General features: G+C 52.9%; 18 protein-coding genes, 2 tRNA genes and 1 pseudogene. 20 read left to right on the top strand and 1 reads right to left on the bottom strand.

Going from position 1 to position 21,348, the window contains the following annotated elements; genetic code table 11:
* Window positions 1–102 precede the first annotated feature (102 nt).
* Window positions 103–408 (top strand): DUF2388 domain-containing protein, encoded by a 306-nt coding sequence (locus PTT45_RS00330; RefSeq protein ID WP_273810867.1) that lies wholly within the window; start codon window positions 103–105, stop codon window positions 406–408.
* A 58-nt stretch (window positions 409–466) separates the two neighbouring features.
* Here PTT45_RS00330 and PTT45_RS00325 read toward each other — a convergent pair whose 3' ends face one another.
* A complete protein-coding gene (locus tag PTT45_RS00325) occupies window positions 467–1,750 on the bottom strand; it encodes an NAD(P)/FAD-dependent oxidoreductase (protein ID WP_273810866.1) in 1,284 nt (427 codons plus the stop codon).
* A 185-nt stretch (window positions 1,751–1,935) separates the two neighbouring features.
* Between PTT45_RS00325 and PTT45_RS00320 the strand changes: the two genes are divergently transcribed.
* The 19 genes and pseudogenes from PTT45_RS00320 (at window position 1,936) to PTT45_RS00230 (ending at window position 21,338) form a co-directional block, all read left to right on the top strand.
* A tRNA-Val gene (locus PTT45_RS00320) sits at window positions 1,936–2,012 on the top strand.
* A 224-nt stretch (window positions 2,013–2,236) separates the two neighbouring features.
* On the top strand, window positions 2,237–4,159 hold the full coding sequence (thrS, locus tag PTT45_RS00315; RefSeq protein ID WP_273810865.1) for a threonine--tRNA ligase: 1,923 nt from the start codon (window positions 2,237–2,239) through the stop codon (window positions 4,157–4,159).
* Window positions 4,159–4,710 carry a translation initiation factor IF-3 gene (infC, locus tag PTT45_RS00310; protein WP_273810911.1) on the top strand — a complete coding sequence of 184 codons (552 nt, stop codon included), beginning with the start codon at window positions 4,159–4,161 and terminating at the stop codon, window positions 4,708–4,710. The genes thrS and infC overlap by 1 nt, the downstream gene beginning before the upstream one ends.
* 60 nt (window positions 4,711–4,770) lie before the next feature.
* Window positions 4,771–4,965 (top strand): 50S ribosomal protein L35, encoded by a 195-nt coding sequence (gene rpmI / locus PTT45_RS00305; protein WP_021701550.1) that lies wholly within the window; start codon window positions 4,771–4,773, stop codon window positions 4,963–4,965.
* 31 nt (window positions 4,966–4,996) lie between these two features.
* Window positions 4,997–5,353, top strand: coding sequence for a 50S ribosomal protein L20 (gene rplT / locus PTT45_RS00300; RefSeq protein ID WP_003243409.1), 357 nt, complete (start codon window positions 4,997–4,999; stop codon window positions 5,351–5,353).
* Window positions 5,354–5,448: 95 nt separating this feature from the next.
* Window positions 5,449–6,465, top strand: a complete 1,017-nt coding sequence (gene pheS, locus PTT45_RS00295; RefSeq protein ID WP_273810860.1) for a phenylalanine--tRNA ligase subunit alpha — start codon at window positions 5,449–5,451, stop codon at window positions 6,463–6,465.
* Window positions 6,466–6,507: 42 nt separating this feature from the next.
* Window positions 6,508–8,886 carry a phenylalanine--tRNA ligase subunit beta gene (pheT, locus tag PTT45_RS00290; protein WP_273810859.1) on the top strand — a complete coding sequence of 793 codons (2,379 nt, stop codon included), beginning with the start codon at window positions 6,508–6,510 and terminating at the stop codon, window positions 8,884–8,886.
* A 3-nt stretch (window positions 8,887–8,889) separates the two neighbouring features.
* Window positions 8,890–9,192: an integration host factor subunit alpha gene (ihfA, locus tag PTT45_RS00285; protein ID WP_002553164.1), complete on the top strand. Its 303-nt coding sequence runs from the start codon at window positions 8,890–8,892 to the stop codon at window positions 9,190–9,192.
* Complete coding sequence (locus tag PTT45_RS00280) at window positions 9,173–9,529, top strand: MerR family transcriptional regulator (RefSeq protein WP_043310659.1); 357 nt, start codon at window positions 9,173–9,175, stop codon at window positions 9,527–9,529. Before ihfA ends, PTT45_RS00280 begins: the two co-directional genes overlap by 20 nt.
* A gap of 82 nt (window positions 9,530–9,611) precedes the next feature.
* A tRNA-Pro gene (locus PTT45_RS00275) sits at window positions 9,612–9,688 on the top strand.
* A 517-nt stretch (window positions 9,689–10,205) separates the two neighbouring features.
* Window positions 10,206–11,187 (top strand): annotated as a pseudogene (locus PTT45_RS00270) (IS3 family transposase).
* Between the two features lie 325 nt (window positions 11,188–11,512).
* Window positions 11,513–12,136, top strand: coding sequence for a hypothetical protein (locus PTT45_RS00265; protein WP_273810678.1), 624 nt, complete (start codon window positions 11,513–11,515; stop codon window positions 12,134–12,136).
* 11 nt (window positions 12,137–12,147) lie between these two features.
* On the top strand, window positions 12,148–14,190 hold the full coding sequence (locus tag PTT45_RS00260) for a hypothetical protein (protein ID WP_273810677.1): 2,043 nt from the start codon (window positions 12,148–12,150) through the stop codon (window positions 14,188–14,190).
* Window positions 14,191–14,192: 2 nt separating this feature from the next.
* The gene (locus PTT45_RS00255) at window positions 14,193–15,428 is read left to right on the top strand and encodes a hypothetical protein (RefSeq protein ID WP_273810676.1); all 1,236 of its coding nucleotides are present in this window, start codon (window positions 14,193–14,195) and stop codon (window positions 15,426–15,428) included.
* A gap of 518 nt (window positions 15,429–15,946) precedes the next feature.
* Window positions 15,947–17,032: a DNA sulfur modification protein DndB gene (gene dndB, locus PTT45_RS00250; RefSeq protein ID WP_273810675.1), complete on the top strand. Its 1,086-nt coding sequence runs from the start codon at window positions 15,947–15,949 to the stop codon at window positions 17,030–17,032.
* Window positions 17,025–18,548 carry a DNA phosphorothioation system sulfurtransferase DndC gene (gene dndC, locus PTT45_RS00245; protein ID WP_273810673.1) on the top strand — a complete coding sequence of 508 codons (1,524 nt, stop codon included), beginning with the start codon at window positions 17,025–17,027 and terminating at the stop codon, window positions 18,546–18,548. The genes dndB and dndC overlap by 8 nt, the downstream gene beginning before the upstream one ends.
* Window positions 18,548–20,560 carry a DNA sulfur modification protein DndD gene (dndD, locus tag PTT45_RS00240; protein ID WP_273810672.1) on the top strand — a complete coding sequence of 671 codons (2,013 nt, stop codon included), beginning with the start codon at window positions 18,548–18,550 and terminating at the stop codon, window positions 20,558–20,560. The genes dndC and dndD overlap by 1 nt, the downstream gene beginning before the upstream one ends.
* Entirely contained in the window at window positions 20,557–20,916 is a 360-nt protein-coding gene (locus PTT45_RS00235) for a DndE family protein (protein WP_273810671.1), read from the top strand. Before dndD ends, PTT45_RS00235 begins: the two co-directional genes overlap by 4 nt.
* 194 nt (window positions 20,917–21,110) lie before the next feature.
* Complete coding sequence (locus PTT45_RS00230; RefSeq protein ID WP_273810670.1) at window positions 21,111–21,338, top strand: helix-turn-helix transcriptional regulator; 228 nt, start codon at window positions 21,111–21,113, stop codon at window positions 21,336–21,338.
* Window positions 21,339–21,348 lie beyond the last annotated feature (10 nt).

Here is a 21,348-nt window from a genome sequence, read left to right as displayed (position 1 = left end):
CTCGCGTTACAGGCTCATTGGCTGCTATACCTTGATCAGGGCGCTGGCATTCGTCAGCCGAGGCCGCATCTACATATTTACAAGTTTACAGGAGTTCGCATCATGCAAAGCAAACACTGGCTGGCTGTTCTGGCAATGGGGCTGAGCCTGCAGGTAGGGGCTACCAGTTTCGTGGTGACCACCGATGGCATCGTCAACTCGGTGGAGGGTACGAGCGACGTTACCTCGTCCAGCTTCGGTGATGACAAAGTGGTGCGCGAGGCCAAGGACGATGCTGCCAGCTTCGTGGCCAGCGCCGGTGCCATCCGTGGCGCGCATCTGGAAGCGGCCTTCCAGCACGTTCGTGGCAAGCAGCCGACCCTGCAGATGGACGATATGCAACTGGCTCAGGCGATCCTGGCCATCTGAGTCTCTACTCTCAATGAAAAACGGCGCCCTTGGGCGCCGTTTTCGTTGGCGGTCGGTATTACACGCCCAGCTTGTCGCGCAGGCTGTAGTACCAGGCGCCGATGGCGCTGAACGGCACCTGGAACAGGCGGCCACCCGGGAAGGGGTAGTGCGGCAGGCTGGCGAAGGCGTCGAAGCGCTCTGCCTGGCCACGGAGGGTTTCCGCCAGCAGCTTGCCAGCCAGGTGGGTGTAGGTCACGCCGTGGCCGCTGCAGCCCTGGGAGTAATAGATGTTGTCGCCGATGCGGCCGACCTGCGGCAGGCGCGACAAGGTCAGCAGGAAGTTGCCGGTCCAGGCGAAGTCGATCTTCACGTCCTTCAGTTGCGGGAAGGTCTTGAGCATCTTCGGGCGGATGATGGCCTCGATGTTTGCCGGATCGCGAGCGCCATACACCACGCCGCCGCCGAAGATCAGGCGCTTGTCGCCAGTCAGGCGGTAGTAATCGAGTAGGTAGTTGCAGTCCTCGACGCAGTAGTCCTGCGGCAGCAGGCTCTTGGCCAGTTCATCGGACAGCGGCTCGGTGGTGATCACCTGGGTGCCGCACGGCATGGACTTGCTGGCCAGTTCCGGCAGCAGGTTGCCCAGGTAGGCGTTGCCGGCGACCACCACGAACTTGGCCTTCACGCGGCCTTCCGGGGTATGCACCACTGGATTGGCGCCGCGCTCGACGCGAATAGCAGGGCTCTGCTCGTGGATGATGCCGCCCAGTGATTCGACCGCAGCGGCCTCGCCCAGAGCCAGGTTGAGCGGGTGAATGTGGCCACCGCTCATGTCCAGCATGCCGCCTACATAGGTGTCGGTATCCACTACTTCACGGATGCGCTTCTCATCCAGCAGCTCCAGCTGGGTGTGGCCGTAGCGCTCCCACAGCTTCTTCTGCGACTCCAGGTGCTTCATGTGCTTCGGCGTGTTGGCGGCAAATACACCGCCGTCTTTCAGGTCGCACTTGATGTCGTACTTGGCGATGCGCTCACGGATGATGCGGCCGCCTTCGAAGGCCATGTCACCGAGCATCTTGGCTTGTTTCGGGCCGACGGTGCGCTCGATCACGTCGATGTCGCGACTATAGCTGTTGACGATCTGGCCGCCGTTACGGCCTGAGGCGCCGAAGCCAACCTTCGCGGCCTCGACGATGGTGACCTTGAAGCCGTTCTCCAGCAGGAACAGGGCAGTGGAGAGGCCGGTGTAGCCGGCGCCGATGATGCAGACATCGGTCTCGGTCTCACCCTGCAGCGCCGGACGCTGCGGAACCGGATTGGCCGAAGCGGCGTAGTAGGACTGGGGGTAGGGAGTGTGCGCCATATTTGAACCTATGTTCTTTATTTTTTACGGAATGAGCCGATGCTACCCGAGTCGAAATGCGCCGGCTAGCCTCTGTGCAAAATTTTCAACGTGCCGCTGTGCGGCAAAAAATCCACTTTTTCAGAGGCTTAGCGAAAAAAGGTGTTGACACCCCGGCGAATATCCCTAAAATGCGCCTCCATTGCAGGCACATAGCTCAGTTGGTTAGAGCACCACCTTGACATGGTGGGGGTCGTTGGTTCGAGTCCAATTGTGCCTACCAAATCCGAAAGGGGTCGTTAATACGACCCCTTTTTTATTGGCTGCTTGTCAGGGCTTTGGCTTTCTGAAAGCATCCGCGATTCGTTTACCTCCAGTGACTGCGGTCTGTTCCGGTTTGCCGCAAGGCTCCTGCCATCGTCTGGCAGGCGCGCCGCCGGATCGCTTCCTGGCTCATCCCAGCCCATGTGACCTTTGGTAGGGGTCACCACTAGGAGAGGAGGCGCCATGCCCATCATTACTCTTCCCGACGGCAGTCAGCGTTCGTTCGATCGTCCCGTTTCCGTGCTCGAGGTGGCTCAGTCCATCGGTGCCGGTCTGGCCAAGGCCACCTTGGCCGGCAAGGTCGACGGCAGGCAGGTGGATGCCTGTGACGTGATCGAGAATGACGCGACCCTGCAGATCATCACGCCGAAGGACGAAGAGGGGCTGGAGATCATCCGTCACTCCTGTGCGCACCTGGTCGGTCACGCGGTGAAACAGCTCTATCCGAACGCCAAGATGGTGATCGGTCCGGTGATCGAAGAAGGCTTCTATTACGACATCGCCATCGATCGCCCCTTCACGCCAGAAGATATGGCGGCCATTGAGAAGCGCATGGCCGAGCTGATCGACAAGGACTACGACGTCATCAAGAAGATGACTCCGCGTGCCGATGTCATCGAGCTGTTCAAGGCGCGTGGCGAGGAATACAAGCTGCGCCTGATCGACGACATGCCGGACGAGAAGGCCATGGGTCTGTACTTCCATGAGGAATACGTGGACATGTGTCGCGGTCCGCACGTGCCCAATACTCGCTTCCTTAAGTCGTTCAAGCTGACCAAGATTTCCGGTGCCTACTGGCGCGGCGACTCGAAGAACGAGCAGCTGCAGCGCGTCTATGGCACTGCCTGGGCGGACAAGAAGCAGCTGGCGGCCTACATCCAGCGCATCGAAGAGGCCGAGAAGCGCGATCACCGCCGTATCGGCAAGCAGCTGGACCTGTTCCATCTGCAGGAAGAGGCGCCGGGCATGGTGTTCTGGCATCCGGCTGGCTGGACCGTCTACCAGGTGCTGGAGCAGTACATGCGCCAGGTGCAGCGCGAGCATGGCTACGTCGAGGTGCGCACGCCACAGGTGGTTGATCGCATCCTCTGGGAGCGCTCGGGCCACTGGTCGAACTACGCCGAGAACATGTTCACCACCAGTTCGGAAAACCGTGACTACGCGGTGAAGCCGATGAACTGCCCGTGCCACGTGCAGATCTTCAACCAGGGCCTGAAGTCCTACCGTGATCTGCCGCTGCGTATGGCCGAATTCGGCTCCTGCCACCGCAACGAGGCCTCTGGTGCGCTGCATGGCATCATGCGTGTGCGTGGCTTCACTCAGGACGACGCGCATATCTTCTGCACCGAAGAGCAGGTGAAGAAGGAGGCGTCTGACTTCATCAAGCTGACTCTGCAGGTGTATGCCGACTTCGGTTTCGCCGATATCGCCATGAAACTGTCCACTCGTCCGGCCAAGCGCGTAGGTTCCGACGAGCTGTGGGATCGCGCTGAAACTGCTCTGGCCGATGCGCTGAACGAATCGGGTCTGGCCTGGGAATACCAGCCGGGCGAGGGTGCTTTCTACGGTCCGAAGATCGAGTTCACGCTGAAGGATTGCCTCGGTCGTAACTGGCAGTGCGGTACTCTGCAGTACGATCCGAACCTGCCGGAGCGCCTGGATGCCAACTATATCGCCGAAGATAACAGCCGTACGCGACCGGTGATGTTGCACCGCGCCATCCTTGGCTCCTTCGAGCGCTTCATCGGCATGCTCATCGAGCACTATGCCGGTGCGTTCCCGAGCTGGCTGGCGCCGACTCAGGCGGTGATCATGAATATCACCGACAAGCAGGCCGATTTTGCTCTGGAAGTCGAGAAAACTCTCAACCAAAGCGGGTTCCGTGCCAAGTCTGACTTGAGAAACGAAAAAATCGGCTTTAAAATCCGCGAGCATACTTTGCTCAAGGTTCCCTATCTCCTGGTTATCGGCGACAGGGAAGTTGAGACACGATCCGTTGCTGTGCGTACCCGCGAAGGTGTAGACCTGGGCTCGATGCCCCTGGAACAGTTCGCCGAGCAGCTCAAGCAAGCGGTTTCCCGGCGTGGTCGCCAAGATTCGGAGTAATCACTATTAAGCGTGAAATGAGACAGGATAAGCGGGCCGTCCCGAAGGCCCCGATCAACGAGAACATCACTGCACGTGAAGTCCGCCTGATTGGCGCGGATGGCGAGCAGGTTGGCATCGTTTCGATTGATGAGGCACTGCGCGTGGCTGAAGAAGCCAAGCTGGATCTGGTAGAGATCTCCGCTGACGCCGTCCCGCCAGTTTGCCGGATCATGGACTACGGCAAGCACCTGTTCGAGAAGAAGAAACAAGCCGCTGTCGCTAAGAAGAACCAGCATCAGCAGCAGATTAAAGAAATCAAGTTTCGTCCAGGGACGGAAGAAGGGGATTACCAGGTAAAACTACGCAACCTGGTACGTTTCCTTAATGAAGGGGACAAGGCCAAGGTATCCTTGCGATTCCGTGGTCGTGAGATGGCCCACCAGGAGCTGGGTATGGAGCTGTTGAAGCGGGTCGAAACCGACCTCGCCGAAATCGGCACCGTAGAACAGCATCCTAAGCTGGAAGGACGCCAGCTGATGATGGTCATCGCTCCCAAGAAGCGTAAATAACCTCCCGGGCACTGGCAGGCCTGATGGTTATCAGTTGTTAATGAATGCGGAGTACCAAACATGCCAAAGATGAAAACCAAAAGCGGCGCGGCTAAGCGTTTCCTGAAAACTGCTGCCGGCTACAAGCACAAGCACGCTTTCAAGAGCCACATCCTGACCAAAATGTCCACCAAGCGTAAGCGTCAACTTCGCGGTAGCGAACTGATGCATCCGTCGGACAAGGCAAAAGTCGAGCGCATGCTGCGCGTTCGTTAATTCGGTCAAGATATTTTAGAGGTAATTACTCATGGCTCGTGTTAAGCGTGGCGTTATCGCTCGTGCTCGTCACAAAAAAATCCTGAAACTCGCCAAAGGCTACTACGGCGCGCGTTCTCGCGTGTTCCGCGTTGCCAAGCAGGCTGTGATCAAGGCAGGTCAATACGCCTACCGTGACCGCCGTCAGCGCAAGCGTCAGTTCCGCGCTCTGTGGATCGCTCGTATCAACGCTGGTGCTCGCGTCAACGGTCTGTCCTACAGCCGTCTGATCGCTGGCCTGAAAAAAGCGTCGATCGAAATCGACCGCAAGGTTCTGGCCGATCTGGCAGTGAACGAAAAAGCGGCGTTTGCTGCGATTGTCGAGAAAGCTAAGGCCGTTCTGGCTTAAGTCCCCCGACAATCACCGGGTTCGCCCGGTGGCAACGTCAAAGATAGGGGAAGAGCCTTAAAGCTCTTCCCCTATTTCGTATCTGGAGTCCGTACATGGAAAACCTGGATGCATTGGTCTCGCAAGCGCTAGAGGCCGTGCAAAACACCGCAGACGTGAACACCCTGGAACAGCTCCGGGTTCAGTATCTCGGCAAGAAGGGCGAATTGACCGCCCTGATGCAGACCCTCGGCAAGCTATCGGCCGAAGAGCGTCCGCAGGCTGGCGCCCTGATCAACGCTGCCAAGAATTCGGTTCAGGATGCGCTGAACGCCCGCAAATCCGTGCTTGAGCAGGCCCTGCTCGCCGAGAAGCTGGCGTCCGAGCGTATTGACGTAACCCTGCCTGGCCGCGGCCAGGCCTCCGGTGGCCTGCATCCGGTCACCCGCACCCTCGAGCGCGTCGAGCAGTTCTTCACCCATATCGGCTACAGCGTGGCCGAGGGTCCGGAAGTCGAAGACGACTACCACAACTTCGAAGCGCTCAACATCCCTGGCCACCACCCGGCGCGGGCGATGCACGATACCTTCTATTTCAACGCCAACATGCTGCTGCGCACCCACACCTCGCCGGTCCAGGTGCGCACCATGGAATCGCAGCAGCCGCCGATCCGCATCGTCTGCCCCGGCCGCGTCTATCGCTGCGACTCCGATATCACCCACTCGCCGATGTTCCACCAGGTCGAAGGCCTGCTGATCGACGAGGGCATCAGCTTTGCCGACCTCAAGGGCACCATCGAGGAGTTCCTCCGCGTGTTCTTCGAGAAGCCGCTGGGCGTGCGTTTCCGTCCGTCCTTCTTCCCCTTCACCGAGCCATCGGCCGAAGTCGACATGCAGTGCGTGATGTGCTCCGGCAAAGGTTGCCGCGTGTGCAAGCAGACCGGCTGGCTGGAAGTGATGGGCTGCGGCATGGTGCATCCGAACGTTCTGCGCATGTCTGGCATCGATCCGGAGAAGTACTCCGGCTTCGCCTTCGGCATGGGCGTCGAGCGCCTGGCCATGCTGCGCTACGGCGTTAATGACCTGCGCCTGTTCTTCGATAACGACCTGCGGTTCCTGGCGCAATTCCGCTAGCCGCACGCCCCGTATCGAATTCGCTTAAGGAGAACAGACAGCATGAAATTCAGTGAACAGTGGCTGCGCGGCTGGGTAAACCCGGCAGTTTCGCGCGACGAACTGGTGGCCCGCCTGTCCATGGTCGGCCTGGAAGTGGACGCCGTGATCCCGGTCGCCGGCCAGTTCAGCGGCGTGGTGGTAGGCGAGATCCTCAGCGCCGAACAACACCCGGACGCCGACAAACTGCGCGTGTGCCAGGTCAGCAACGGTAGTGCCACCTTCCAAGTGGTCTGCGGTGCACCCAATGCCCGTGCCGGCATCAAGATTCCGTTTGCCATGATCGGCGCCGAGCTACCAGGCGACTTCAAGATCAAGCAGGCCAAGCTGCGCGGCGTGGAGTCCCAGGGCATGCTCTGCTCGGCCTCCGAGCTGCAGGTCAGCGACGACAACAATGGCCTGATGGAGCTGGCAGCAGACGCCCCGGTCGGCCAGAGCCTGCGCGACTACCTCGGTCTGGACGATGCCAGCATCGAGATCGGCCTGACTCCGAACCGTGGCGACTGCCTGTCGCTAGCCGGTCTGGCCCGTGAAGTCGGCGCCATCTATGCCGCTCCGGTAACGGCGGTCTCCGTCGCCCCGGTCGCGGCTGCGCATGACGAAGTGCGCCCGGTCGAAGTGCTGGCCTCCAAGGCCTGCCCGCGCTATCTGGGCCGCGTCGTCCGCAATGTCGACCTGTCCAAACCGACCCCGCTGTGGATGGTCGAGCGCCTGCGTCGTTCCGGCATCCGCAGCATCGACGCTGCCGTCGACATCACCAACTACGTGATGCTCGAGCTTGGCCAGCCGATGCACGCTTTCGATCTCGCCGAGATCAACGGCGGCATCCGCGTGCGTATGGCGGAAGAGGGCGAGAAGCTGGTCCTGCTGGATGGCCAGGAAGTCAGTCTGCGCGCCGACACTCTGGTGATCGCCGACCACAACCGCGCCCTGGCCATTGCCGGCGTGATGGGTGGCGAGCACAGCGGCGTCAGCGACAAGACCCGTGACCTGTTCCTGGAAAGCGCCTTCTTCGACACCATCTCGGTGGCCGGCAAGGCTCGTTCCTATGGTCTGCACACCGATTCCTCGCACCGCTTCGAACGTGGCGTGGACTCGCAGCTGGCGCGTAACGCCATGGAGCGCGCCACTGCGCTGCTGCTGGAGATCGTTGGCGGCGAAGCCGGTCCGATCATCGAAGTAGCCAGCGCTGCCGATCTGCCGAACGTCGCGCCGATCACCCTGCGTGCCGAGCGCATCAGTCAGATGCTGAGCATGGACATGGACGACGCCGAGGTCGAGCGCCTGCTCAACGCGCTGGGTCTGAGCACCGTCGCCCAGGGCTCCGGTCAGTGGCAGGTCAGCGTGCCGAGCCACCGCTTCGACATCAGCCTGGAAGTGGACCTGATCGAAGAGCTGGGCCGCCTGTACGGCTACAACCGCTTGCCGGTACGTTACCCGCAGGCTCGCCTGGCCCCGCAGGCCAAGGCCGAGGCCCGTGCCGAGCTGCCGGCCCTGCGTCGCCTGCTGGTCGCTCGCGGTTATCAGGAAGCCATCACTTACAGCTTCATCGATCCCAAGCTGTTCGAACTGTTCAATCCGGGCATGGCGCCATTGCAGTTGGCCAACCCGATCTCCGCCGACATGGCCGCCATGCGTTCCTCGCTGTGGCCGGGCCTGGTCAAGGCGCTGGAGCACAACCTCAACCGTCAGCAGTCGCGCGTGCGCCTGTTCGAGAGCGGTCTGCGCTTCATCGGCCAGCTTGAAGGCCTGAAGCAGGAAGCCATGCTGGCTGGTGTGATTAGCGGTAGTCGCCTGCCGGAAGCCTGGGCCAATGGCCGTGAGAGCGCGGACTTCTACGACCTCAAAGCCGATGTCGAGGCGCTGCTGGGCTATGCCGGCGCCGCCGATGCCTTCAGCTTCGTGCCGGGCGAGCATCCGGCCCTGCATCCGGGCCAGACCGCACGTATCGAGCGGGGAGGGCGCCTGGTTGGTTTCCTCGGTGCAATGCATCCGGAGCTGGCCAAGACTCTGGGCCTGGATCAGCCGGTGTTCCTCTTCGAGCTGGTACTGGCGGAAGTGGCCGTCGGGCGCATGCCGGCGTTCAGCGAACTGTCACGCTTCCCCGAGGTGCGCCGCGACCTGGCCCTGCTGGTGGATCGCGAGCAACCGGCCGAAGCCGTGCTCGCTGCCATCCGCGAGGCCGCTGGCGAGTGGCTGACGGACCTCAGACTGTTTGACGTGTATCACGGTAAAGGCATTGATCCACATAGAAAAAGCCTTGCCGTTGGCTTGACCTGGCAACATCCATCGCGCACTCTTAACGACGATGAGGTGAATACAACTACGCAAAACATCATCACCTCGCTGGAAGAAAGGTTCAACGCCACGTTAAGGAAGTAGCGTATGGGGGCTCTGACGAAAGCTGAGATGGCGGAACGTCTGTATGAAGAGCTTGGCCTGAATAAGCGGGAAGCCAAGGAGTTGGTGGAGCTGTTTTTCGAGGAAATCCGCCACGCGCTGGAAGACAACGAACAGGTCAAATTGTCTGGTTTCGGCAATTTTGACCTGCGCGATAAACGTCAGCGCCCGGGCCGCAATCCCAAAACAGGCGAAGAAATCCCGATCACGGCTCGCCGTGTTGTCACCTTTCGTCCGGGCCAGAAATTGAAGGCCAGAGTAGAGGCATATGCTGGAACCAAGTCATAACGACGAGCTGCCGCCTATCCCTGGCAAACGCTACTTCACCATCGGCGAAGTCAGTGATCTCTGTGCCGTTAAGCCTCATGTTTTGCGTTACTGGGAGCAGGAGTTTCCTCAGCTCAATCCGGTGAAGCGGCGAGGTAACCGTCGCTACTATCAGCGCCAAGACGTGCTGATGATCCGCCAGATCCGAGCGCTCTTGTACGACCAGGGCTTCACCATCGGTGGGGCGCGTCAGCGTCTCTCCGGCGACGAAGCAAAGGACGATACCACCCAGTACAAGCAGCTGATCCGGCAGATGATTGCCGAGCTCGAGGATGTTCTGCTGGTGCTTCGCAAGTAAGCCCTCAGCGGTAAAAAAAACTTCCACAATTCAGCAGCTTATTGTAAAGTCCTCCCCGCTTCCGGTAACTCGGAAGCATCGTCGGGGCGTAGCGCAGCCCGGTAGCGCACTTGCATGGGGTGCAAGGGGTCGAGTGTTCGAATCACTCCGTCCCGACCAAAAAACCCTAAAAAATCCAGCCACTTAGCGGTGGCTGGATTTTTTTATGCTTATTTTTTTTGTAGGTGTCTCAGAGGTGGTCATTCTGGTTGCCAATTGGTTGCCAATTGATATCTCCTTGCGCAGACGGTTTTGCATTCGTCGAAGTAGCCAATCACCACAGGTCTCTCTAGGAGCGACTACCGTGCTTGCGGGCGCTGAGGCTGTGGCGATGTTTGCAGCCCGGCAAACATCGCCACAGCATTGTCCAGCTAGCAGCAAGACGCTCAGCGGGACTTGGGTGCTATCAGCGGAAATGCTTGTCTAGCATCACGCCAGCGCCAGATCGCTTTTGATTGGCTCCCATCTCCTCGGATTTCTGCTCCTGAGGCGTGAGTACTGTTATTTGTGCTGCTTTGGGGGGTAGCCTTGCTGCGCAAACTAGTAGGTGGGAGGCTTTTGGTCTATGAACGAGCCCCTTGAAGCACAGGACACCGTTCCCCCCCTTACCATAAGGAATAGGCAAACGACTGTATTTATGACTACCAGCAAAGACAAAAGCATCGAAGTGCTCGGCCAGGAGCGGCGTCGCCGCTGGAGTGTCGAGAAGAAACTGGCCATGGTGCGCGAGAGCCTCGAGCCCGGACAAAGCGTCTCGGTGGGGCTCGGCGCAATGGATTGCGTACTCCCCCTTGTTGCCGGGGGACGACCAGTGAAGGCGTCAGTGAAAGTCTCGGTGTGGCGCGCTCCCAATGACGGCTCGACTCAAGCAATCCACTCCCGTGCCGCAGCCGCGTCGTCGAATGCTCAACGATGCGGCCCTGGTCGAGCAGATCAAGCATGCCGTCAGCACGCTGCCCAGCTACGGCTATCGCCGGATTTGGGGTCTGTTGCGTCGGCAGCATGAGCAGCAGGCCCAGCGGCCGATCAATGTGAAGCGGGTGTACCGCGTCATGCGAGACCACGACGTGTTGCTGGAACGCTGGCGCGAGCAGTCGGGAGTGGCGCGGTGTCACGAAGGTCGTGTTGCTGTAGATACGAGCAAAACCCATTGGTGCTCAGATGGCTTCGAGTTCCGCGACGAGAATGGCGACAAACGGCGCGTGACCTTCACTCTGGACTGTTGCGACCGAGAAGCCATCAGTTGGGTGGCCAGCCCGTCCGCGACGTGATGAAAGCCCTCGAGCAACGCTTCGGCGACGCGCTACTGGCATCGTCGGTGCAATGGCTGAGCGATAACGGTCGGCCTATACCGCCGAACAGACCCGAGCCTTTGCCGACAGATCGGCCTGCTATCCCTGACAACACTCGTATACAGCCCGCAGAGCAATGGGATGGCGGAGAGCTTCGTGAAGACCATGAAGCGCGACTACATCCGCCATATGCCCCAACCTGATCGAACGACAGCCCTGTACAACTTGGCCATCGCCTTCGAGCATTACAACGAGGAACACCCGCACGGCGCCCTGAAATACCGCTCGCCTCGGGAGTTCAGGCGCTCGGCTGAGGCATCAACTTAGCGGGGAGGGCAGTGTCCGGTTTGATAGGGGAAAGTCCAGTCTATGGCAGCGACCTCCTTGCCTCGTGGGAGTATGCGTCCCGCGTGTTCGACGTGCTTTCTGGTCGATAGCGTCGGTGCTTGCAATCTGTAGATCTACTACAGTCTTGCTCCGAGTTTGGTGTATCGTACCGTATAGCCTTAATTACTTTGATTTCAGTAGGTAGAAGCCTTTACAGGAACCGAAGGCAAGCCGCTATGCTAGCAATGAATGAGGTCTGCATAGGCAACTAGTTATGCTGGGCTGAATATTTGCGTATGTGATGTTCAAGATGGCGTGGGGGAGTATGCTCAGCTCAATTCAATTTTTTAAGCCTGAGGAAGAAGATAGGATCCCCAATAGAGCAGGTGTTTATGCCTTCTTATATAATCCATTTGAAAGATCTAGGCTTGGTTTATATGTTGGGGATAGCTACTCAGAGGGGCGCCTGTTAGAGGCTAGAATTGCATTAAAAGCAAAGCTCAGTCGCTTGGACAAGTTGCGAAGTGATCTGATTTTGTCGGGTGATATTTCGGTTAAAGGAACATATAGCGGTGATGTTAAAGTTTTCTCTGGCTCGATTCCTCGCTCTCAGAGTTTAGAGCTATGGAGCGACATCGATAGTATTGAAGATAATGAATTCATTGAATATTTAGAAATGGCAGAGAAAACTTGCCTAATTCTTCCCCCTTTATATTGCGGTATGACTGTTAGGCAGGGGCTAAAAGAACGCTATCTCCAGCATAAGCAGAATTATCATTCGGCACGGGAGGGGACGTTTGGAGGTCGACTGTCGGCCAGCAATCTATCTTGGGCAGATATTAGACTGCTATGTATCCCAATTACCACTCCATCTGAAACCGAAAGTAGTGTTCGAATGTTGGAGCGGCATTTAATATATTTGTTGGGTCCAATTCTTAGCGTTAAATAGAGGTCATTGGCATGGATTTTGAAGATTTGCAGGATGAAAGAGAGTACGATGTAGAATTGATCGGTAATTTCGGTCGATTCATATCTTCTGGATCATACCCCGTAGAATTTTTTATGGCATCGATGCCAATGTCTCAGGCAAACAAATATCTAAAATTTGCCCGCGATGTACAAATGGATGATGTGAATTTTGATCTTCTGATGCAGAGAGATATAGATGAGAAGCGCGTAGAAGAGGATATCATTCCTTATCTTCAGCAGGACGAAACGACTGCTGCTACGCGTCCTCTTTTCTTCCCTCCTTTGTTAGCGGCAATTGTTCCTGTAAGTGACGAAAAAATTCGTGAGTTCTACGGAGCTCGCAGTAGGGTTGTTCCTAGGCCTGGTTTTGTTGGTGAGTCATGGGCCGGACACTTTATGTTATATGGTAAAGAGACCTCTAGCTCGGATGGATTAGCATTAAGCACGGAGCCGGATTCGCCGAAAATCAAGTCGAAACAAGCTATTCTTTCGTTAAGAACATCTGAGCTTAATCCTCACGGGGTAATGCTCATTGTTATTGATGGTCAGCATCGACTTCGAGCATTGAAAAGGTTATGGGAGGAGCACCGGGATAAGGTGCGGGATCTGGTTGTTCCTGTTTGCGTAATGTATGCGCCGAACTCTCACGAAAACGCAGATAAAGTAAATATTCCATCTGTACCGAGAGTTTTTAGAAATCTGTTTGTTGATGTGAACTCTACTATGACCGTTGTTGGCGGTCATTTCAATATTCTTCTTTCGGACAAAAGTTTGGGGGATATTGCTTGTCGGGTATTTTGCGACTCTGTGCTTACCAAATATGGTAAAGAAGGGTTGGCGTGTGTGGAATGGAATACAAGAAGTAAGAAGCAGTCTTTCAATGTTAACAAGGTTCATTCTTTAACAAGTATTGGTGTTCTGCAGCGGTCTTTGGAGGATAATTTCAAGGCCGATATGCTTGTCTACTATCTCCTGGGGCTTACTGAAGGCGCTCAGGATATGTTTCCGGATGGGGCAGATGCGGATGAATACTATCCAAGAATCAAGTGGGATAAGTTTTCATATGCTCAATCCAATGCTCTCAAGCTAAGGATAAAAGACCATCTCTCTCCGCTTTTAATTTCTCTTTTCTTCGAGTCTGTGCCATTCAAACGGCTGCATGGTATTTTCCTCGATGAGGTTGGGAAGTTAAAAGATGAGGTGAAGAGGGGGGGACGATCTGGGGTTTGTGCACAAGCAGTACTTCAGCATTTATTGGAGTACAAGCCTCTTGATGAAAAAGATCCGGATTACAAAAAGCGCTGGTTGCAGTTCGAAGAGGCAATTGAGAGTCGTCGCTCAGATGAGAACCTAAACATAGTAAGATATGCGCTATTCCAGCGTGCATTCTTTAATGTGGCCGGTATCTTCGTGCGCTTTGGTTTGGAGTATGCGGTGACTCCGGCCAATGCATTTGCTGCAGCCATTGCGTTGCTTAATTATGTATTTGAGAAGGATCGATCTGTTTTTGATTTTGATAAAAGTTACTTGCAATATACCGCTTTTGATCAGCGAAGAATTAGAACTCGAGAGGAAACTCGGTTCGCATTGCGTGATCTTTTGTTGTCGTATCTCTTGGTGAAAGATGCTAGAGATGCTGTCTATAAAGCAGGCTTTACAAGCGTTAAATCAGAGTTAATTACCCCGGCTCTAATTGATCGTGGATTTAATGCTGCTGGCGAGTTTTTGGCACGCTATAGAGAAGAGCGAGCTAAAGCCTTTAAGAAAGGCTATGAACTAGACTACTCCCTGACTCATGAGCAACGAGATGATCTCCGTCTTAAAGAGTTGGAGCAGAGGGCTGCAGAGCGAGCTGTTAAAGAAAGCCGCGTTGATGAGGGCGGCATCAATAAGAGCTTCGATAATGCTGTGAACGAATACATAGAAGCTTATTTTGTTGAAGCGAAGAAAGATCTTCGAAGTTCCTTAGGTGTGGAGGGAGACTTACTAGAGAAGCAAACGCTAGACGAAAGTATCGAGTCTGAAGAGATCTGATAGTGAAGCTTTTGGATCTTGCAGGGTTCGATGACGTAGACTATTTTTCCATGCACTTAGAGGATGGGTTCGGAGAAATAGATTTTACGGATAGTGTGGTTCTTCTTCCTGCTTTCTATGTTGGAGAGGCTCCTGCATTTGCGGGAGCCCGCCATATATGTCGCTTAAAAGTTCCTTTTGGTAGAAGCTCCCAGCGATTCTTCTTGGCTGCTCTGTTTTTATACTCAACCAAGCTGCACAGTTCTGCTCCTGAGTACTTTTGCTTTGAGGAGTCGGATCAGATGCTTGGAGAGAGGGCTCGTAGGGGGGGGATCGTTTATCTGCTGTACTCAATATTTCAGTGGATAGATGGGGGGGGAGTTAAAAAAGATGATTTAAAGACATTTCGGTCTTTTCTGGAGTCTCCTGATTTAGATGCGCTCGGAGAGGTCGGAATTTCGTTTAAGTCTTCCCTGAGCAAGGCGAATTTGGTATTGAATTTTTACCTTGACAGGGTTTTCTCTGAGAAATTTGTTTCGTCGGGTTTTCTCAGGTCTTTAGAGATTGCTCCGGCCATTGTTGAGCATTGGAGGTTTCTAACAGATACACAGCAGTCTTCCAGAGTAGGCGAGGAGCCTATGCTCGCGCGATTGTCGCGAATAGAAACTCTTGTTAAGGGTTGTTATCTGGGTACTAGCAACTCCAAATTAGATTATAGTAGCCAGTATTGGCCTTTCCTATTTTCTTCAACTTCAGGTTGGTTCTATCGCTCAGCACTCACTTACAGATCGCTAGGTATGGAGTCCTGTAGTGTGATGGCGATTGTTCGGGCATTTGAGCTTATTTTACAAGCCCAGACTCTTCGGTGTGGAGTGGGAGAGTTGTCTGTCACAAATGGAGAGTTTTATGTTGGAAGGCTAAACATATCGGGCTGCGGCTCGCTGGTCGATTTAATTGAGCGCGGAAAGGTTAGTACAAGTATTAATACTTGCGATCTTAATGACTGGGTAATTCGCGCAAGAACTTTGCTTTCTGTTCGGAATAGCTCTAGGTTGGCACATGGAATCCTTGATATTAACGCGCAGGACTTTAACGTGCTATTCGGTAATGCAAAAAGCCTGATAGAGGAGTTTAGTGATCCAGATTTATACGCAGAATTCGACGGTGCGTTCCAGGATTTAAAACCGCCAAACCTGAAGGGCTTGATAGGGCCAATTTTTGATAAATATATTGGAGGGTATATAGAGAGACTTGTTTAGCTCAGTTTTGTATGTCGCTTTGATTTGTATAATTATTTCTCCATTTTACGTTCTGCGCCTAAATCAGTATACGAATGTATGCGTCATCACTTTCCCCCGCGTACGCGCTTTGTGATGGCAGCCTCTATGTCGGATGAGATAGCGCTAGGCGAATTGATTCTAAGGTCGCGTCAAATTTTTCTCTGGACAATCTCAGCTTAGGTCTGCTCCTTGTAGGGCGTAGGTGTAGAGCGCTTACGTGGGCCTTTTCAGGGTCGTAAATTTCTGTTTCGGCTCTACGCAACGATGCCGGCCTCTGTCGAGTCTTTCGTCGCTTGGATACAGCCTCCAGCGCTAAAGTGACAATCAGCCGCTCTGGCGGCTTCTGTAACAAAAACTCTCCTGCTGCACGAGCCTTGATCCGGCTGATTTGGACCCGAGATTCTGCCCATGTTGCTAGGTTCGATAGATCATGCGGCTTGAATGTACGTCAAATTTGTGGAAAATAACGTACAAAACCTTGGGATGACGTATTGCGTATGAGTAGCTATGTCCACACCTTTCCTTGTGTACGTGGGATGCAGGCCGGTAGGCCTTGCTATATCGCCATGTGTCCGATGCGGCTAGTTCCAAGGATTTTTGTTTTCAATGAAGAAAATGTTCCGGCTGATTTGAGGGCTCAAAGGAAGCTTAACCTTGCGCGGGTTCCAGAAATCGCCTCGTACCTTGTTGAAAACAAAGCGGATTACACGCTTTCTGCAATCACGGCTTCCGTAAATGCTTCTGTCCAATTCGATCCTTTCTCGGATACGGGGAGCGGGCAGAATATTGGGACGTTATCCATACCTATGGACGCCCAAATATTGATTAACGATGGACAGCATCGACGAGCTGCTATAGAGCAAGCTATTCAGGACAACCCGGAACTGGGATATGACAATATCCCAGTTTTATTTTTTATTGATGAAGGACTTCAGCGAAGTCAGCAAATGTTTGCTGATCTCAATAAGCATGCTGTCCGTCCGAGTGATTCCATCAGCACGCTTTACGATCACCGTGACCATATTTCAGATCTTGCTCGCTATCTTGTTAAAAGTGTGGATGTGTTTTCGCGAATGACGGAGCTTGAGAAGTCTAGCCTTTCTCATCGGAGCTCTAAGCTTTTCACGCTGAGCGCTATAAAAAACGCATCTAAGACATTGCTAAAAAAGGGTAAGCATGATCATGTCGCTCTGAATGAAAAAGAGCTTTCAGCTGCATACTGGAGTGCAATTGCTAGTCATATGCCCGACTGGCTTAGAGCAAAGAACAAAGACTTATCGACAGCGGATCTCCGAGATAACTATATCCATGCTCATGGGGTAATGCTGCAAGCTATGGGGATTGTCGGAGCTGATTTGATCATTCGGCAGGAGTCTGAATGGACGCAGATCCTTAAGAATATAAGAAACATCGACTGGTCTCGCTCGAACTCAGAGTGGGAAGGTAGAGCAATGGTGCATGGCCGAATTTCTAAGGCTACTACTAATGTTGCTTTAACCGCGAACCTAATAAAACAGAAGTTGGGTATACCACTCTCAACTTCTGAGCAAGAAATCGAGAGAAAGTTGAAAAGATATGAGTGAAGAACAATTTCTTTATAGTAGTCATCAAGAGTTTCTAGAGGCAACAGTTATTGCTGACAGGCCGCTCGTAGATCTAATCCGAGAGGTGCAGCATATCTACAGGGCTGATACTCGCCCTTGGGTTGTTGGCTTTAGTGGTGGTAAGGATTCAACAGTTATACTTTCTCTTGTGTACGCGGCTTTAAAACTTTTGCCTGAGAAGGAGCGGCATAAGCATGTATATGTTGTCTCTTCTGATACTAGAGTTGAAACTCCTGTCGTAGTTGACATGATTCGCAGTGCGCTTGAGTCAATCAATCATCAAGCCCCCAAAGACAAAATTCCGATGACTGCCCATGCAGTAATGCCGGATGCCGATGAGACTTTTTGGGTTAATCTTCTAGGGAAAGGATATCCTGCGCCAACAAAAGCATTCCGTTGGTGCACTGAGCGGATGAAGATTGATCCTGTTAGTGAGTTTATCAAAGATAAAGTCGCTAAGTTTGGTGAAGTGGTTGTTGTTCTTGGCTCGAGGCGCCAGGAGAGCTCAACTCGTGCTCAGGTCATTGCGCGGCATCGTATTGATGGCTCTGCGTTGGGACGACACTCTTCTCTACCAAATGCATATACGTATATGCCAATTGAGTATTGGTCATCAGAAGAAGTTTGGGAGTATTTGATGAGTGCCCCTCGCCCGTGGGGCGGCTCTAATAGGGTTCTATTTGACTTGTACAAAGGATCGAACGCCGGAGAATGTCCTCTGGTTATTGATACCAATACGCCATCTTGCGGCAGCTCCCGATTTGGTTGCTGGACTTGCACGGTGGTTACGCAAGATAAAGCTATTGAAGGACTTGTAAGCACCGGCGAGGAGTGGATGCGTCCACTTTTAGACTTTAGGAATAGTTTGCATTTTAGTTCGCTACCGGAAAATAAAACTGAATATCGGAACTACAAGCGCCGGACTGGTAAGGTGACGTTTGCGCGTGGGGCGATTGATAGCGACGATAATGTTGCTACAAAACATGTGCCAGGGCCTTACTGGATGAGCTATCGGAAGTCTTGGCTCAAGGAGTTACTGCAGATTGAGAGGAATATTCGTGCCAGTGGTCATGACATAGATTTAATTGGACGGGATGAGCTGCAGATCATACGGCAGCAGTGGCTTAAGGACCCAAATGAGCCCGATTGGCTGGACTCCTTGCCCAAAATTTATTCTGAGGTTTATCCGGGAGATCATATTGACTGGATTAAGAATGACGCCGGTGCTTTCACCGAGCCGGATGCAGCCATTCTTGCTGACCTGGAACGTACAAAAGGTGTCCCCGCTGCTTTGGTTATGAAACTAATTGACTCGGAGTTGTCGTTTTCAGGGTTGTCTCGGCGTAAAGGAATTCTCGATGACCTCCAGCGCGTTTTAGAGCAGGATTGGGGCGGGTTAGAGGCTGCGCTGGAAAGGCATTCCGCTCCTCGCGATCAAGATGTTTACCGTAAGGAATTTGAAGCTTTGAAACGTGAAATCGAGGGTCTATTGTAATGATCATAGACTCGCTTTCCGTCCTTGACTTTCGGGTTTTCAGTGGTCTGCATAATTTTGACCTCGTTCCAAAGCTGAAAAGAGGTAAGCCGGCACCAATTGTCCTGTTCGGTGGGCTGAACGGAGGTGGCAAGACCACTATCCTTTCTGCACTTAAGTTGGCTCTATATGGGCGAGGAGTGCTTGGTGTTGGTGCTACGATTTCTGAGTATCATCAATATTTGAAAGAGTGCATCCATCGGGCTCCTCTTGCGATCGCTCAGCCGAGTAGAGCGGCTCTTGAGTTAACCTTCCGCTATGCGCAGCATGGGGTTATATCTACTTATCATCTTAAAAGAGATTGGAGCTTTGATCGTTCCGAGAAGGTTAAAGAAGGGCTGATTATCTCTAGGGACGGCCAGGATCTTGCGGAGCTTTCATATGAGCAAGCTCAGTCTTTCTTGAATGAGCTTATCCCTATTGGTGTATCTGAGCTCTTCTTCTTTGATGGTGAGAAAATTTCTAGTCTGGCGGAGGAAACTACTGGAGGAGCTCTCCGGGATTCGATTAACAAGCTTCTAGGACTAGATATTATCGATCGGCTTGATTCGGACCTCTCTATTCTAGTGAGAACTCGGGCGGCTAAGGGGGCTACTCAAGAGCGGCAGGAAAAAATTGCTACGGCTCTTAATGAGTACTCTACTATCAAAGCTAAAATTGAGTTGGTAAGAGAGCGTCTTCTGCAACTCAAGATCGAAACTGTAGAAACAGAGAAGGTTATTTCTAGTTTCGATCTGCAGATTAAGGCTAGAGGCGGGGCTTGGAGTTCCTCTAAGCAAGAAGAAAGCTTACAGCTTGAGGTGCTTATCGCTAGAAAGAAAGTCATTGAGGATTCTTTGCACGATCTTGCAACTGGGCTTTTGCCTTTAGCAATTTCTCGAAAGCTTGCCGGTAATTTGTTGAGTCAAATGAATTCTGAGCGTGAGGCTCGTAATATTAAGGAGTTGGCAGATTTCATTAAAGGCCAAGAGCCTATATTTGCTCAGGCAATGCAAAAGAATATTCCTCAGTTGATTGGTAATGAGCAGGCTATAAGAGGTATTTATCTAGAGACTTTTAGTGAGGCTCTGGAAAAGGCTAAAGATACTGTATCTATTCTTCATGATGCTTCGGACTCTCGTATTGCAGCGACTAAAGATCGGCTAAATAGAGCGCTGAAAATTGATAAAGACCGAGCTAATGTCTTATCTACAGAGCTTGAGGATATAGATTCACATATCGACTCGCTTGGCGAGAACATGGCCCGAGCTCCCGATGAGAATGTATTGATACCTCTGTTTAAAGAGCAGGCAGTTCATCAAGAAAAGTTGGGGGCGCTCAAAGCTCTGAAAGCTGCTATGGCCGACGATGTCAAAAAGCTTCTTTACCAGCTCTCATTTGTGGCGCGACGGCTCGATGAGTTGCATTCCGAGGCGGTGAAATCAGCTGAGAAAGGGAAAGTTTTCTCACTGGCCGAGCAAGCACGTGATGTGTTAAAGGAGTTCTCTAAGCAAGCTCGTGAAACAAAGTTGCGCGAGCTCCAGGAACAGTTTTACTCCTCCTTCAACAGGCTAGCTAGAAAGGAGGACCGTCATCTTTCTATCTCAGTAGACCCAGCTACTTTTGAGGTGGAGCTCCTTGATGAAAGTGGCATGGTCATCCGCAAAAGTGAACTCTCGGCCGGAGAGAAACAGATATTCGCTATTTCTATTCTAGAGGCTTTGGCGCGTACTTCAGGAAGAAGTTTACCAGTAGTGATAGATACTCCTTTGGGGCGATTGGATTCGGTGCATAGAAGAAAATTGGTAGAGAACTATTTTCCGAAAACTAGCCATCAGGTAATTATTCTCTCTACTGATACAGAGATTGATTGCGCTTTCTATGAGGGTTTGAAGTCAAATATATCGCATTCTTATCACTTGGTTTACTCACCTGATTCTCGTTCTACTCGAGTTGAAGAAGGATATTTTTGGCGTAGCAAGGAGGACGTATGAATTCATTTCCGCATAAGTTTAAAATTTCATCCGCGTCCAGTGCCAAGTTGAAATACTTGAAATCTAAGACGGGGCTTACGCCAAATATTCTTTGTCGATTTGCTATTTCAACTGCGCTTAAAGATATTAATGGGCTGGGAAATGCTAGTGTTTCTGACCTTGACGGGCAGGAGTTCAATGCTCCCACACTTTTTGGGGAGCACATGGATATTTATGAGGCGCTGTTGAAGCAGTTTGTTTTTGAATGCAATTTGGAGTGGGATCCTGTTCGGTGCGTTGCCTCTTTGATTGAGGTTGGATTGCACAAGATGGGGCATGTTAAGTCTTTAAAAGAAGTTGTTCAGCTGGCGATTTGAGCGACATTGTTTGCCTTGCTGTTTCGATGCAAAATTGTCCTGGTTTGGTTTATTTAGGTTGGAGAGCGATCGCTGCGATATTTGATATGGTTTCGCCGTTTTCTGTTCATCCGGCTCTGCGCTAAGTGAATAACCCTCTCTATTACAGGTTGGCCTTTGATAGGAGGGTATTCGCGTATTTTCTGGAGTAGCTCTTGGTTAATAAAGAGTCTTTAACTAGGATCATTCGTTTGAGAGATGTTGTCGGCTCAACAGGCTTGGCCAGGTCGACCATCTACAAGCTTATAGGCGCCGGTACGTTTCCAAAGCCGGTTCCATTGACTAGCCGTAGCGTCGGTTGGGTCGAAAGTGAGGTATGCGAATGGATTCAGGCTAGGATTGCGCATCGAGATCTTTATTGCACATCTAAAAGGAGCCACTAGTGTTACCGCA

The sequence above is a fragment of the Pseudomonas sp. Gutcm_11s genome, assembly GCF_028649395.1.
Taxonomy (GTDB): Bacteria; Pseudomonadota; Gammaproteobacteria; order Pseudomonadales; family Pseudomonadaceae; genus Aquipseudomonas.
Note: the sequence above shows the minus strand (reverse complement) of the source record. Positions and strands in the feature narration are given on the sequence as shown.

Excerpts from the sequence above, each read along its gene's own strand:
- rplT (WP_003243409.1), top strand. The coding sequence starts at position 4,997 with ATGGCTCGTGTTAAGCGTGGCGTTATCGCTCGTGCTCGTCACAAAAAA.
- pheS (WP_273810860.1), top strand. The coding sequence starts at position 5,449 with ATGGAAAACCTGGATGCATTGGTCTCGCAAGCGCTAGAGGCCGTGCAA.
- PTT45_RS00235 (WP_273810671.1), top strand. The coding sequence starts at position 20,557 with ATGAATTCATTTCCGCATAAGTTTAAAATTTCATCCGCGTCCAGTGCC.
- ihfA (WP_002553164.1), top strand. The coding sequence starts at position 8,890 with ATGGGGGCTCTGACGAAAGCTGAGATGGCGGAACGTCTGTATGAAGAG.
- dndD (WP_273810672.1), top strand. The coding sequence starts at position 18,548 with ATGATCATAGACTCGCTTTCCGTCCTTGACTTTCGGGTTTTCAGTGGT.
- pheT (WP_273810859.1), top strand. The coding sequence starts at position 6,508 with ATGAAATTCAGTGAACAGTGGCTGCGCGGCTGGGTAAACCCGGCAGTT.
- PTT45_RS00325 (WP_273810866.1), bottom strand. The coding sequence starts at position 1,750 with ATGGCGCACACTCCCTACCCCCAGTCCTACTACGCCGCTTCGGCCAAT.
- PTT45_RS00330 (WP_273810867.1), top strand. The coding sequence starts at position 103 with ATGCAAAGCAAACACTGGCTGGCTGTTCTGGCAATGGGGCTGAGCCTG.
- PTT45_RS00265 (WP_273810678.1), top strand. The coding sequence starts at position 11,513 with ATGCTCAGCTCAATTCAATTTTTTAAGCCTGAGGAAGAAGATAGGATC.
- rpmI (WP_021701550.1), top strand. The coding sequence starts at position 4,771 with ATGCCAAAGATGAAAACCAAAAGCGGCGCGGCTAAGCGTTTCCTGAAA.
- PTT45_RS00260 (WP_273810677.1), top strand. The coding sequence starts at position 12,148 with ATGGATTTTGAAGATTTGCAGGATGAAAGAGAGTACGATGTAGAATTG.
- PTT45_RS00280 (WP_043310659.1), top strand. The coding sequence starts at position 9,173 with ATGCTGGAACCAAGTCATAACGACGAGCTGCCGCCTATCCCTGGCAAA.
- thrS (WP_273810865.1), top strand. The coding sequence starts at position 2,237 with ATGCCCATCATTACTCTTCCCGACGGCAGTCAGCGTTCGTTCGATCGT.
- dndB (WP_273810675.1), top strand. The coding sequence starts at position 15,947 with ATGAGTAGCTATGTCCACACCTTTCCTTGTGTACGTGGGATGCAGGCC.
- dndC (WP_273810673.1), top strand. The coding sequence starts at position 17,025 with ATGAGTGAAGAACAATTTCTTTATAGTAGTCATCAAGAGTTTCTAGAG.